The 14,608-nt window shown below is 46.3% G+C and carries 8 protein-coding genes, 4 rRNA genes, 1 pseudogene and 1 riboswitch; of the genes and pseudogenes, 2 read left to right on the forward strand and 11 right to left on the reverse strand.

The features are described 5' to 3' along the window. Window positions 1–14 precede the first annotated feature (14 nt). From purB to AC622_RS18330, 10 genes and pseudogenes are all read right to left on the reverse strand, one after another. The gene (gene purB, locus AC622_RS18285) at window positions 15–1,307 is read right to left on the reverse strand and encodes an adenylosuccinate lyase (RefSeq protein ID WP_049672357.1); all 1,293 of its coding nucleotides are present in this window, start codon (window positions 1,305–1,307) and stop codon (window positions 15–17) included. Between the two features lie 18 nt (window positions 1,308–1,325). Next, window positions 1,326–2,480 (reverse strand): 5-(carboxyamino)imidazole ribonucleotide synthase, encoded by a 1,155-nt coding sequence (gene purK / locus AC622_RS18290; RefSeq protein ID WP_442853812.1) that lies wholly within the window; start codon window positions 2,478–2,480, stop codon window positions 1,326–1,328. Further along, window positions 2,467–2,955, reverse strand: coding sequence for a 5-(carboxyamino)imidazole ribonucleotide mutase (gene purE, locus AC622_RS18295; protein ID WP_049673072.1), 489 nt, complete (start codon window positions 2,953–2,955; stop codon window positions 2,467–2,469). The genes purK and purE overlap by 14 nt, the downstream gene beginning before the upstream one ends. 131 nt (window positions 2,956–3,086) lie before the next feature. Beyond that, window positions 3,087–3,190, reverse strand: a riboswitch (purine riboswitch). Between the two features lie 99 nt (window positions 3,191–3,289). Then, a complete protein-coding gene (locus AC622_RS18300) occupies window positions 3,290–3,526 on the reverse strand; it encodes an NETI motif-containing protein (RefSeq protein WP_197089961.1) in 237 nt (78 codons plus the stop codon). A gap of 197 nt (window positions 3,527–3,723) precedes the next feature. Next, window positions 3,724–4,557 carry a GrpB family protein gene (locus AC622_RS20825; protein WP_082197212.1) on the reverse strand — a complete coding sequence of 278 codons (834 nt, stop codon included), beginning with the start codon at window positions 4,555–4,557 and terminating at the stop codon, window positions 3,724–3,726. Window positions 4,558–4,561: 4 nt separating this feature from the next. Continuing rightward, a pseudogene (locus AC622_RS18310) lies at window positions 4,562–5,376 on the reverse strand (alpha/beta fold hydrolase). 441 nt (window positions 5,377–5,817) lie between these two features. Continuing rightward, window positions 5,818–5,934, reverse strand: a 5S ribosomal RNA gene (gene rrf / locus AC622_RS18315). Window positions 5,935–6,002: 68 nt separating this feature from the next. Then, window positions 6,003–8,938: ribosomal RNA gene (locus tag AC622_RS18320) — 23S ribosomal RNA — on the reverse strand. Window positions 8,939–9,086: 148 nt separating this feature from the next. After that, window positions 9,087–10,642: ribosomal RNA gene (locus AC622_RS18325) — 16S ribosomal RNA — on the reverse strand. The 16S, 23S and 5S rRNA genes sit together here, the layout of an rRNA operon. A 349-nt stretch (window positions 10,643–10,991) precedes the next feature. Beyond that, entirely contained in the window at window positions 10,992–11,447 is a 456-nt protein-coding gene (locus AC622_RS18330) for a GNAT family N-acetyltransferase (RefSeq protein ID WP_049672358.1), read from the reverse strand. A gap of 228 nt (window positions 11,448–11,675) precedes the next feature. Here AC622_RS18330 and AC622_RS18335 point away from each other — a divergent pair, with 228 nt between their 5' ends. Next, complete coding sequence (locus AC622_RS18335) at window positions 11,676–12,887, forward strand: MFS transporter (RefSeq protein ID WP_331456719.1); 1,212 nt, start codon at window positions 11,676–11,678, stop codon at window positions 12,885–12,887. Then, window positions 12,877–13,590 carry a hypothetical protein gene (locus AC622_RS18340; RefSeq protein WP_049672360.1) on the forward strand — a complete coding sequence of 238 codons (714 nt, stop codon included), beginning with the start codon at window positions 12,877–12,879 and terminating at the stop codon, window positions 13,588–13,590. Before AC622_RS18335 ends, AC622_RS18340 begins: the two co-directional genes overlap by 11 nt. 746 nt (window positions 13,591–14,336) lie before the next feature. On the opposite strand, the gene rrf (AC622_RS18350) is transcribed toward AC622_RS18340, so the two are convergent. Next, window positions 14,337–14,453, reverse strand: a 5S ribosomal RNA gene (gene rrf, locus AC622_RS18350). Window positions 14,454–14,608: the final 155 nt, after the last annotated feature.

Consider the following 14,608-nt stretch of genomic DNA (forward strand, 5'->3'; position numbering starts at 1 on the left):
ATGCCCTCTATTCCTTAAAGCCCTAATCGGTCAAAAATTAAGTCCACATTCTTCAAGTGATAGTTATAGTCAAAGCAATCATCCAATTCCTCTTTGGACAAGTAGCTTGTAATGACTTCATCCTCATCAAGCAGCTGTCTGAATTGAACCTGCTTTTCCCACGCCTCCATTGCTTTCGGCTGTACAGTATCATACGCCTTCTCTCTGGATAAGCCTTTATCAATCAACGCTAGAAGGACACGCTGGGAGTAAATCAAGCCGAAGGTGCGCTCCATATTACGTTTCATGTTTTCCGGGAATACCGTTAAGTTCTTAACAATATTGCCGAAACGGTTCAGCATATAGTTTAACAGGATTGTTGCATCCGGAAGAATAATGCGCTCCGCTGAGGAATGAGAGATATCTCTTTCATGCCAAAGTGTCACATTCTCATAGGCTGTAACCATATGGCCCCTAATAACACGTGCAAGACCTGTCATATTCTCAGAGCCAATTGGATTGCGTTTATGCGGCATCGCAGAGGAACCTTTCTGCCCTTTCGCGAAGAACTCCTCCACTTCACGTGTCTCACTCTTTTGCAATCCGCGGATTTCAGTCGCGAACTTCTCAATGGATGTCGCCACAAGTGCGAGCGTAGACATATATTGAGCATGGCGGTCACGCTGCAAGGTTTGGGTGGAAATCGGTGAAGCGGAAATGCCAAGCTTTTCGCATACATACTGTTCAACAAACGGGTCGATATTCGCATACGTACCAACCGCACCGGAGATTTTTCCGAACTCTACATTCTTCGCTGCTGCCTTCAAGCGCTCTTGATTACGTTTCATTTCCTCCACCCATAGAGCAAGCTTTAAACCAAAGGTCGTCGGCTCTGCATGTACTCCATGCGTGCGCCCCATCATAACGGTGTATTTATGCTCCTTCGCCTTTTCCTCTAGAATAGCGATGAAACGCTCTACATCCGCAAGCAAGATTTCATTGGCCTGCTTCAGCAAATAAGATAGCGCCGTATCCACCACATCGGTAGAAGTAAGGCCGTAATGCACCCATTTCCGCTCCTCACCAAGCGTTTCAGAAACCGCACGTGTGAAAGCGACCACATCATGGCGTGTTTCCGCTTCAATTTCCTTAATGCGGCTCACATCAAAGGATGCATTCTCCCGAAGTGCCTTGACGTCCTCTTTCGGGATTGCGCCCAGCTCAGCCCATGCCTCACACGCTAAGATTTCTACTTCCAGCCAAGCCTTGAAACGGTTCTCCTCCGTCCAAATAGCTCCCATTTCAGGTCTTGTATAACGTTCAATCATGTATGTTGTCCACCTTTTCTATTTAATCATGCTTTTATTTGTCCAAATCTTTGTTAACTCAAGCTCTTCGAGGACCTCTGAAGGATCCGGATTTAAAATCGTGATATGTCCCATTTTCCGGCCGGTCTTTGCTTCCTCTTTCCCGTAGAAATGGACCTTCCATTCCGGGTTTTCCACAATTGCACCGATAACGCCGTCCACATGCTCCCCAAGCACATTAACCATCACGGCATTCATGTGCATCTCTGTCTGCCCGAGCGGCCAATTGCAAACTGCCCGGATATGCTGCTCAAACTGTGAGGTAACACATGCCTCGATGGAATAATGCCCGGAATTATGCGGTCTAGGAGCAAGCTCATTAATGAGTATTTCGTCCTCACTAACTAAGAACATTTCAATCGCAAGGGTTCCAACTAAATCAAGCGATACGGCCAGCTGATACGCCATATCAATCGCAGCTCCCTGTGCCGCCTCGCTGATTCTTGCCGGCGCAATCGTCTCATGCAGGATATTGTTTACATGAATATTCTCCACAACTGGGAAGACCCTGAACTCTCCATCCGCTTTCCTCGTCACAATGACGGAGATCTCCTTCTCGAAAGGAATGAACTGTTCAAGCACACAATGACCATGTGCCAGAATATCCCCTGCCTGTTGAAGGTCAACTTCACTCCATAAAACAAGCTGTCCCTTCCCATCATAGCCGCCTCTAGCCGTTTTCAAAACAGAAGGGAAACCAATCACTTGCAGTGCCTGATCCAAATCCTCACGATCATATACCTCAGCAAATGGCGCCACTCTTACGCCAGATTTCTCAATTGCCCGCTTCTCAAGGATTCGGTCCTGCGTGATTCGCAAAATATCCGTCCCTTGCGGAATCCATACCTTCTCAGCAATTCCATCAAGGGAATCCGCATCAATATTCTCAAACTCAAATGTGACGACATCGCTCATCTCAGCAAGCTGCTCCAATGCATTCGCATCATGAAAGGCTGCGGTAATCTCAACATCGGCCACCTGTCCGCATGGGCTGTTCGGCGTTGGATCAAGGACCGCAATCTTAAAGCCTGATTGCTTCGCTGCCAATGCCATCATTCTCCCAAGCTGACCTCCGCCAATGATTCCAATTGTCTGTCCCGGCAAAATCACCCTCATCTGCTCAGTCAAGTTCATCACAACTTTCCATCGATTGTTTTTGCAGCTTCAACGTATACTCCTCAAGCTTCTCGGCTAATCCCTGTTCAAACGTGCCAAGGATCTTCACCGCAAGTAGCCCAGCATTTTTCGCACCTGCCGTGCCGATTGAAACCGTCGCTACCGGAACCCCTCCTGGCATCTGCACGATGGACAGCAAGGAATCCAAGCCATTCAATGCCTTTGACTGCACGGGTACACCAATGACCGGCAAGTTCGTCTTCGCCGCTACCATTCCAGGCAAATGAGCTGCACCGCCCGCACCGGCAATAATCACCTTTAAGCCTCTATGACGGGCACTGCCTGCGTATTCAAACATGAGATCCGGCGTCCGATGCGCCGAAACAACCTTCTTCTCATACTCCACTTCAAACATATCCAAGATCTCACAAGCATATTTCATCGTTTCCCAATCTGAGATGCTTCCCATGATGACTCCAACCTGAGGGTTCATATCTATTATCTCCTCTCCATATAAAAAAGCTGCATGAACACACTTTCCATAAAGAGAAAGCAGCCCACACAGCTTCATCAGCCATGCCATAAGCATCCTAAACGAAGGAAATGCTTACCTCAAAAAAACGTTGAGAATGTGCTTTCCCTCATAGTCCAAAAATTTATTCGGTTTTTGGGTAGAAACTCGCAGGCCATATCCCCGCTATTATATGAGAGAAACATTGCGTATAAATTTGTATTGTATGTTCGTATTCATATTAACAATCCGAACTTTTAACTGTCAACTGAAATTCGAACGTTTTTAAGTTTTATTAGAAAAACGTTCGCTTTTTCTACTCCATTAACTTTCCTTCAAAGATAATCTGCCTCGAAACCGGCACATATTCCGTATTCCCTCCAGAAATCACTTCCTTGAAAATCGGCTTCTCCACCCGCTTCACCGGAAAATATCCTTCTCTTTTCATCCGATCCAAACACGCATCGATCGTCTCGTTGTCCATCAGCTCAAAACGCTGCTTCTTCGGCTTCGCCAATACTACTCGTCCTTTCTTACTTAAATGACTCACCATTAGTGTATCCTATTTTTCGGGAATGCTAAAGGGAAAAGGGGGAGGAATTTAAGAACTGTTTTAGCCAGTAATTAATTAAGCAGATATAATTCCTAAAGGTTCCTCGATATACAACACGTTCACTTCGCTCGACTAACGGTTTAAATTCTGCCCATAATAATAACCAGCCCTCATCAGAACTGGTTATATCATACTCGTTAAGACATTCGTATATAATTCTGTTCGCTAATCTCCGCTTTATCTGCAACTAAGCACCCTTCAAATGCCTTAAACAAAGCTTGGACAGCTCGTTCTTTATTGATTATTTGGATGGCATTCTGATACGCATCCTCATTGTCATATTTCGAAACCTCTACCCACTTCGTTTCGTCATCCAGGCTTTTCAAGAGCATGACATCGCAGCTCACATACTCCTGATAGAGAGCCCTCACCTTCTCTTGGATGTCTAAGAAAAGGGCCTCTTTCTCTTTCTGTATGTGATATTCGTATATTTTCACAAACATATTAGGCCTCCTTAGATCTCTGACCTTCAAAAGGATTGCTTGAATGAAGGGCTCCTTTTCTTTCGTATAAGCAGATCGTTCATCTTTATGCTTTATGGCAAGCTGCCGTTTCAAGGACGCATATTCGGCAGCTGCTTCTGGATGCGCCCGGAGGTAATCGCGAAACATCAGCTTATCCCTCCATTCACTGCCATTCCATTTACATACATGCAAGTGACAGGTTCCTTTGCCCCACACACCTTTGCGAAAGAAAAATCTCCCCTTACTCTCAAACGCAGGTTTAGGAACATATTCATACCCTATTTCACATAAAGGTCCTGCAAATAACGCCGCATCCTCTATATCAACAGTGCCGACCATTATGTCGATAATCGGCTTCGCTGCGAGCCCTCTCACAGAAGTACTTCCGATATGTTCAATCATGACTGCATACTGTCCGAGTACCTCTTCAATCCCTTGCTTCTCTCTCTCAAATTGATTCTCCCAACTGGAATCATAAGTCTCTATTTCAACAATTGACTTTGTCATCTACTCACCCCTCTATCTCTCTCAGAAAATCAGCCGTCACACGCTTGAAATCACGTCTTTCCTCTAGATGGGGATAATGATTGCTATAGGGAAAAACATGCAGATAGGCATCTCGAATCCCTTCACTCAATTCAATTGAAAACTCCACAGGGCACTGGACATCATATTGACCGCATAAAACAGCCGTCCTGGCATGAATCCTAATCAATTGCCTTGTCACATCATAGATTAATGCTTCCCTGCTGAATTCCTGATGTCCTTTGAAAAATACTCCTCATACTTCTCAGCATGATATAACGACAGCTGAGTTCGTTCCTTCGTCAGATTAGCTCTCTCAACTTCACCAAGCCCTGGCTCTTTTAAAAGTTTCATTAACTCTTGCATTCTCTTAAATTGAGGATGTAGAACATGATATATGCACCTACTTGATGAGCTATACTCTCTAGCGGCTGTTCCCACCAAAATGAGAGCCTTTAAGGACATTGAATAATGGATTCCATATAGGATGCCAATCATCCCTCCAGTTGAATCCCCCGCATATATCCACTCTGTATATCCCAACTACTTTCGAATCTCCTCTAAATCCAAAACAGAATCTATTAGGCTCAATTCATGCGGATGCTCTGCTCGATCAGAGTTGCCAGCATTCTTCAAATTAATTAGGATGACCTGATTCCGATTCGTAAATGTATCTGCAAAATAATCACCTGTATGATTAAAAGCTGAGTAATCATGCGTGACACAGACAGGGTTTCCATTCCCCTTGATAAAAATTTCAAAGGAACCCCTGCCTGTCTGGATGATCTGTTGTTCCCACATTGGCATAGACATTCTCCTTATTTGGCTTTCTAACTTATCAATTCGACAATGTAGAGAAGGTTCCTTTTTGTTGTCCTAGATTATTAGGAGGAAACCTTTCAAAAATAGGCAGCATACCTTAGTTTCTCTGGGGTGTAATTTTAATCAAGAATTTTCTCCCTTAACGTGTAAACTTTGCCCTTACCACCTTATTATCGCCCATAGGCTGCATGTTTCGCCCTTAAATCTTGAAAACAGGGGAATGGGAGATAAAATAGAAAGCTCATCTATCCTCTGACCGTCAAAAATGACAAGCTAATGTGTTTTTAGAAGCTAATTTGACTTTTCTCCTCAAAATCTTTGAAAACTACCCCTCTGTTAAGCCATTTTCATTTCCCTTGCATCTTCACGATGCTCCGAAAACACAAAAAAACCAGTTCAATACTGAACTGGTTTCCGCTTGCCCGGCAACGTCCTACTCTCACAGGGGCGTGAGCCCCAACTACCATCGGCGCTGAAGAGCTTAACTTCCGTGTTCGGAATGGGAACGGGTGTGGCCTCTTCGCCATCGTTACCGGACTTATAAAAGAATGTTGAATCATTCTTTCAAAACTGGATAATGTTTGTTTGGCGTATGCGTTTTGTTCTTGGTTAAGTCCTCGAACGATTAGTATCCGTCAGCTCCATGTGTCGCCACACTTCCACCTCGGACCTATCTACCTGATCATCTTTCAGGGTTCTTACTAGCTTGCGCTATGGGAAATCTCATCTCGAGGGGGGCTTCATGCTTAGATGCTTTCAGCACTTATCCCGTCCGCACGTAGCTACCCAGCTATGCTCCTGGCGGAACAACTGGTACACCAGCGGTGCGTCCATCCCGGTCCTCTCGTACTAAGGACAGCTCCTCTCAAATTTCCTGCGCCCACGACGGATAGGGACCGAACTGTCTCACGACGTTCTGAACCCAGCTCGCGTACCGCTTTAATGGGCGAACAGCCCAACCCTTGGGACCGACTACAGCCCCAGGATGCGATGAGCCGACATCGAGGTGCCAAACCTCCCCGTCGATGTGGACTCTTGGGGGAGATAAGCCTGTTATCCCCGGGGTAGCTTTTATCCGTTGAGCGATGGCCCTTCCATGCGGAACCACCGGATCACTAAGCCCGACTTTCGTCCCTGCTCGACTTGTAGGTCTCGCAGTCAAGCTCCCTTGTGCCTTTACACTCTGCGAATGATTTCCAACCATTCTGAGGGAACCTTTGGGCGCCTCCGTTACTCTTTAGGAGGCGACCGCCCCAGTCAAACTGCCCACCTGACACTGTCTCCCACCCCGGTTCAGGGGTGCGGGTTAGAAGTTCAATACAGCGGGGGTAGTATCCCACCGACGCCTCCACCGAAGCTGGCGCTCCGGCTTCAAAGGCTCCTACCTATCCTGTACAAGCTGTACCAAAATTCAATATCAGGCTGCAGTAAAGCTCCACGGGGTCTTTCCGTCCTGTCGCGGGTAACCTGCATCTTCACAGGTACTATAATTTCACCGAGTCTCTCGTTGAGACAGTGCCCAGATCGTTACGCCTTTCGTGCGGGTCGGAACTTACCCGACAAGGAATTTCGCTACCTTAGGACCGTTATAGTTACGGCCGCCGTTTACTGGGGCTTCAATTCGCACCTTCGCTTACGCTAAGCGCTCCTCTTAACCTTCCAGCACCGGGCAGGCGTCAGCCCCTATACTTCGCCTTGCGGCTTCGCAGAGACCTGTGTTTTTGCTAAACAGTCGCCTGGGCCTTTTCACTGCGGCTCACCTGGGCTTTGACACCCTGGTGAGCACCCCTTCTCCCGAAGTTACGGGGTCATTTTGCCGAGTTCCTTAACGAGAGTTCTCTCGATCACCTTAGGATTCTCTCCTCGCCTACCTGTGTCGGTTTGCGGTACAGGCACCTTCTTCCTCGCTAGAGGCTTTTCTTGGCAGTGTGGAATCAGGAACTTCGGTACTCTAGTTCCCTCGCCATCACAGCTCAGCCTTGTGTGATGAGCGGATTTGCCTACTCATCGGCCTAACTGCTTGGACGCGCATATCCAACAGCGCGCTTACCCTATCCTACTGCGTCCCCCCATCACTCAAATGGAAGAGAGGTGGTACAGGAATATCAACCTGTTGTCCATCGCCTACGCCTTTCGGCCTCGGCTTAGGTCCTGACTAACCCTGAGCGGACGAGCCTTCCTCAGGAAACCTTAGGCATTCGGTGGAAGGGATTCTCACCCTTCTTTCGCTACTCATACCGGCATTCTCACTTCTAAGCGCTCCACATGTCCTTCCGGTCATGCTTCACAGCCCTTAGAACGCTCTCCTACCACGCATACCATACGGTATGCATCCGCAGCTTCGGTGATACGTTTAGCCCCGGTACATTTTCGGCGCAGAGTCACTCGACCAGTGAGCTATTACGCACTCTTTAAATGGTGGCTGCTTCTAAGCCAACATCCTGGTTGTCTGGGCAACTCCACATCCTTTTCCACTTAACGTATACTTTGGGACCTTAGCTGGCGGTCTGGGCTGTTTCCCTTTTGACTACGGATCTTATCACTCGCAGTCTGACTCCCGAACATAAGTCTTTGGCATTCGGAGTTTGTCTGAATTCGGTAACCCGATGAGGGCCCCTAGTCCAAACAGTGCTCTACCTCCAAGACTCTCAGTTCGAGGCTAGCCCTAAAGCTATTTCGGAGAGAACCAGCTATCTCCAGGTTCGATTGGAATTTCTCCGCTACCCACACCTCATCCCCGCACTTTTCAACGTGCGTGGGTTCGGACCTCCATCCAGTGTTACCTGGACTTCATCCTGGACATGGGTAGATCACCTGGTTTCGGGTCTACGACCACATACTCATACGCCCTATTCAGACTCGCTTTCGCTGCGGCTCCGTCTCTTCAACTTAACCTCGCATGGGATCGTAACTCGCCGGTTCATTCTACAAAAGGCACGCCATCACCCGTTAACGGGCTCTGACTACTTGTAGGCACACGGTTTCAGGATCTCTTTCACTCCCCTTCCGGGGTGCTTTTCACCTTTCCCTCACGGTACTGGTTCACTATCGGTCACTAGGGAGTATTTAGCCTTGGGAGATGGTCCTCCCGGATTCCGACGGAATTCCTCGTGTTCCGCCGTACTCAGGATCCACTCGGGAGGGAACGAAGTTTCGGTTACAGGGTTGTTACCTTCTCTGACGGACCTTTCCAGGTCGCTTCGCCTACCCCGTTCCTTTGTAACTCCACAATGAGTGTCCTACAACCCCAGAAGGCAAGCCTTCTGGTTTGGGCTGGTTCCGTTTCGCTCGCCGCTACTCAGGAAATCGCGTTTGCTTTCTCTTCCTCCGGGTACTTAGATGTTTCAGTTCCCCGGGTGTGCCTTCATACACCTATGAATTCAGTGTAAGATACTGCTCCATTACGAACAGTGGGTTTCCCCATTCGGAAATCTCCGGATCAAAGCTTACTTACAGCTCCCCGAAGCATATCGGTGTTAGTCCCGTCCTTCATCGGCTCCTAGTGCCAAGGCATCCACCGTGCGCCCTTATTAACTTAACCGTTAAAAAACTCTTACTCGGTTTTTATACATTAATGACGCATTACTTTGCCTTACTACATTATCCAGTTTTCAAAGAACAATTTACAGAAGGATTGCTCCTTCAAAACTAAACAAAACTACTTGGCTGAGGCAGTCTATATTCCTTAGAAAGGAGGTGATCCAGCCGCACCTTCCGATACGGCTACCTTGTTACGACTTCACCCCAATCATCTGTCCCACCTTCGGCGGCTGGCTCCCGTAAGGGTTACCCCACCGACTTCGGGTGTTACAAACTCTCGTGGTGTGACGGGCGGTGTGTACAAGGCCCGGGAACGTATTCACCGCGGCATGCTGATCCGCGATTACTAGCGATTCCAGCTTCATGCAGGCGAGTTGCAGCCTGCAATCCGAACTGAGAGTGGTTTTATGGGATTTGCTTAACCTCGCGGTCTTGCTGCCCTTTGTACCACCCATTGTAGCACGTGTGTAGCCCAGGTCATAAGGGGCATGATGATTTGACGTCATCCCCACCTTCCTCCGGTTTGTCACCGGCAGTCTCCCTAGAGTGCCCAACTGAATGCTGGCAACTAAGGACAAGGGTTGCGCTCGTTGCGGGACTTAACCCAACATCTCACGACACGAGCTGACGACAACCATGCACCACCTGTCACTCTGTCCCCCGAAGGGGAACGCCCTATCTCTAGGGTTTTCAGAGGATGTCAAGACCTGGTAAGGTTCTTCGCGTTGCTTCGAATTAAACCACATGCTCCACCGCTTGTGCGGGCCCCCGTCAATTCCTTTGAGTTTCAGCCTTGCGGCCGTACTCCCCAGGCGGAGTGCTTAATGCGTTAGCTGCAGCACTAAGGGGCGGAAACCCCCTAACACTTAGCACTCATCGTTTACGGCGTGGACTACCAGGGTATCTAATCCTGTTTGCTCCCCACGCTTTCGCGCCTCAGCGTCAGTTACAGACCAAAGAGTCGCCTTCGCCACTGGTGTTCCTCCACATCTCTACGCATTTCACCGCTACACGTGGAATTCCACTCTTCTCTTCTGCACTCAAGTCCTCCAGTTTCCAATGACCCTCCACGGTTGAGCCGTGGGCTTTCACATCAGACTTAAAGGACCGCCTGCGCGCGCTTTACGCCCAATAATTCCGGACAACGCTTGCCACCTACGTATTACCGCGGCTGCTGGCACGTAGTTAGCCGTGGCTTTCTGGTCAGGTACCGTCAAGGTGCCAACCTATTCGAATGGCACTTGTTCTTCCCTGACAACAGAGCTTTACGACCCGAAGGCCTTCTTCGCTCACGCGGCGTTGCTCCGTCAGACTTTCGTCCATTGCGGAAGATTCCCTACTGCTGCCTCCCGTAGGAGTCTGGGCCGTGTCTCAGTCCCAGTGTGGCCGATCACCCTCTCAGGTCGGCTACGCATCGTCGCCTTGGTGAGCCGTTACCTCACCAACTAGCTAATGCGCCGCGGGCCCATCCGTAAGTGTTAGCTAAAAGCCAACTTTCCCTCTGACACCATGAGGTGTCAGAAACTATTCGGTATTAGCACCGGTTTCCCGGAGTTATCCCAATCTTACGGGCAGGTTGCCCACGTGTTACTCACCCGTCCGCCGCTAATCATCCGGGAGCAAGCTCCCATCTGATTCGCTCGACTTGCATGTATTAGGCACGCCGCCAGCGTTCGTCCTGAGCCAGGATCAAACTCTCCAAAAGATGTTTGATCTAGCTATAATTTAAAACATTGACGAGAGTTAAACTCTCTTTTTTAAGACTTGCTTAGCGTTTCGTTTTGTTTAGTTTTCAAAGAACAATCTTTTTCAATCGCCTTAGCGACCTTATTTATTATACTCTCATTACTTCTTAAAAGCAAGAACTTTTTTTAAAAGTTTTTATCTCGTTTTTCGGAAGCAACTTTTATATAATACCTGATATTTTTTATGAATGCAATACTTTTTTTAAAAAAGTTTATCATCCATTTTCTATCAGCACTGCTTAAAGAAGCAGCTCAATTAATATACCACCTTTGTCCGATAAAATATACTGGGATTTAGAGGAAATAAATTCACCTATGTCCTTCCTCACGAGCTTTGATATACCCATAGTAAGCACAGGTTCCATTCTCATTTAAATCCTTTACCTCAAATCCACACTTCTCATAAAAGCTGAAATTAGCTGCTGATGTATGTGCAAACCAATCACCATGAGGCAGCTTCTGGACACAGAGCTCAACTAGTCTTCGGCCAATCCCTCTCCCCTTATATTCCGATAAAACCACAAGGTCCATAATATTAGCCGCCATAATTTTGTCTGAGATCACACGAACCATCTCCACCATTCGATCAACATCCCAAACCGTAAAAGCCCAGGTTGATTTCTGGAATATTAGTGTGTACTTTTCCTTTTGCCATGATGGTATATCCCGTGCCCAGCCCGCATCCTTAAAAAGATTTTCGACCTGCGCAGCCGGGACTCCCTCCGTGCCATCTCGAATAACAAGCCCATTAACATATTGATACATATTTAACTCCCCCTTGTTATTACTAATTCTTCACTGGAAGATGTATTCCTTTTATCAATTTTAAAAAGAAGGATTATACTGAAAGAAATGGAATACATATAGATGATCTTATGATAAATCTATCCCCCAATGATTTATCTTTCTATGAAAGGTGTCTTCTGAATGAACAGTCCAATTTGAGTCAACCCATTCATATTTAAAGCAATAAAATGAATGGGGGATAGACAATTGAACAGAAATTTCAACCTTCTCATTATGGGACAGTCTGCCGCTAATATCGGCGATGTTCTCTATATGGTCAGTATCATCAATCTGATTTTTACCCAGACAGGCTCTGCAGCGGCGGCTTCCTTCGTACCGTTTACGATTACATCCGCCATGTTCTTATCAAGCCTCCTGACTCCTCTACTATTCGGTAAAGTCAGTTTGAAATGGTTAATGACAGGTTCGCAGATTGGCAAGACCTTTTCACTTATCTTATTAGGCTTAAGCTGGTCCATGCTGTCGGGATCAACCTATGGATGGGTATTCCTAACTATTGGATTGATTGCCTTCCTTGACGGTTGCGCAAACCCGATTCGACAAGCTCTGATTCCTCATTATGTGAATCCTGAGCAGCTGTTGAAGGCAAATGGATTGGGTGAGTCCATTACCCAGCTCATTCAAGCAACTATGTGGTTTATCAGCAGCGCCGCTTTATTATTTGTCAGTTCAAAGGCGCTAATTTGGATTGCCGTTGTTTTGTTCATCCTGGCAAGCCTCTTGCTTTGCCTGCTGGCTGATGTTGTCTCAGCTCCTATTGAACAGACCGCCAAACAAGATCGATTGAAAAAAGGATGGAGAACCATCTTTTCTACTCCTGTATTACGGGTAATCACCAAGATGGATGTTCTTGAAACCATTGCAGGTACCGTTTGGGTCGCTGCCATCATCCTCGTATTTGTAACCGAGACATTGAACAGTGATGAAAGATGGTGGGGATTTATTAATGGGGCATTCTTCTTTGGGTTGATTATCGGGAGTATCTATTGTGTTAAGTACAGCTCCTTTATCGAGAGAAGATTAGGGATGGTGATGTGTTGGAGCATAGCAGCTTCCTTCCTTGTCACCCTGCTATTCAGCTTCAACAGCATACCGCTCATTGCTGTATTTCTTTCCCTATTAATCGGCTTTTTCGCCCAATTAAAAGACATTCCCCAGCAAACGGTCATTCAAAGGAGTGTACCTAAGGAGCAGCTATCAACTGTGTATACCTCACTCGGCGCCCTCTCTACTGGGACATTTGGTTTCGCTTCCCTATTAATGGGTATAGGCGCTGATCTATTTGGGGTGAGAGCTGTGTTTATTCTTTCTGCCCTTATACTAGGAGTGGCGAGCCTGCTCATGTTTAAGTATAGAATGTTATTTACGGAGCACTGGAGGGGAAGATATGACAATTGAGAAAGTCAAAATCGTTAAAGGAGCCAATTTCATCTCAATTGAAGATACGAAATATCTTTCAGAGGAAGAGCTGACTGAATTCATCATCGATCTAATGGAACAACCCTGTGTTAATGCCATCCGGTATCTTAACATTCTCGTGAACAGCCAATTCAGCCCGGAGATAGAACGGCTTTTACAGGAGTATGACTTTCAGTTCCATGATGAAATCATCACTGTGCAAAAGGAGTTAAATATTGAGCCAGCTCATAGCCCATATACTTTCATAGACCTTTACACCATATCTGAAAAGGAGTTCACTACAGTCTGGAATCAAGTAATGCACGCTTCTTTAAATGCTACTCCCTCTATGAATGCGGAGGAACAAATGGAATCAATTAAAATCGAACTTGGTTCTGAATACCGCCGGTCTTGCATCATGGTATATGAAAAAGGCCAACCAATCGGAGTGACTATCCCTCATATAGAGGAAGGAACAGCTCAAGAGGGGAGAATCTTTTATTTTGGCCTAATTCCCGAAGAAAGAGGAAAAGGAAAAAGTATCCTCATCCACCAGCATACATTGAATCTTCTTATGCGTACATTTGGAGCAGCCTATTATATTGGCAGTACGAGTCATAAAAATCTACCCATGCTCCAGGTCTTTAAGAAGAATGGCTGTATGGAATTGGAGAAGAATAAGGCGTATAAGAGAGTCAACTAATAAAGGGAAAAGCCAGTTCACCTTTGAACTGGCTTTGTTCATGCAGCAGCATATTTTTACTCTTCCCTTGCCGATTGCTTCTTCATTACTCCAGTCATGAATAGCGTAGATAACAAACATACGATAGCTACGAGGACATACACATAAGGAGGCAGTATACCCCAAGTAGCGAAATACAATACTACCGGAGCCAACACAGCATAAAACCACCTAAAGAATATGGCCTTCTTTACATTATTCATCCTTTCACCCCTTCAGCAGATTCCTCTCTCTATATCAAACATACTATCATCTATTTTGTAACATTTTCCCACTATATGTAAAATAATACCCAAAGATACGCATGACATCAATAATAAATTAATCAGATATTAGATATACGATCACTGCTATAAGGAATAGATGGCACTTATGTATCATGATAAAAATCCCTCTATTGAGTTGAATCGTTTATTTAACTCAATAGAGGGATTTTGCAGAAATCCTTATACTCACCAACAAGTCTTCGCCCTTAAGTTTAATTTTTGCCCATAAACACCAGATTTCGCCCTTAGAATGGGAGATAGAAAAGAAAGCCCGTCCATCCTCTGACCAGCAAAAATGACAAGCTAATGTGTTTTTAGATGCTATTTTCCTAAAAATTTTTGAAAACTAAACCTCTATTACCCCTTTTTAATATTCCCCACATCTTCACGATGCTCTGAAAACACAAAAAAACCAGTTCATTACTGAACTGGTTTCCGCTTGCCCGGCAACGTCCTACTCTCACAGGGGCGTGAGCCCCAACTACCATCGGCGCTGAAGAGCTTAACTTCCGTGTTCGGAATGGGAACGGGTGTGGCCTCTTCGCCATCGTTACCGGACTTATAAAAGAATGTTGAATCATTCTTTCAAAACTGGATAATGTTGTTTTGGCCTATGCGTTTTGTTCTTGGTTAAGTCCTCGAACGATTAGTATCCGTCAGCTCCATGTGTCGCCACACTTCCACCTCGGACCTATCTACCTGATCATCTTTCA

Origin of the sequence: Bacillus sp. FJAT-27916, from assembly GCF_001183965.1 — a bacterium.
Lineage (GTDB): Bacteria > Bacillota > Bacilli > Bacillales > Pradoshiaceae > Pradoshia.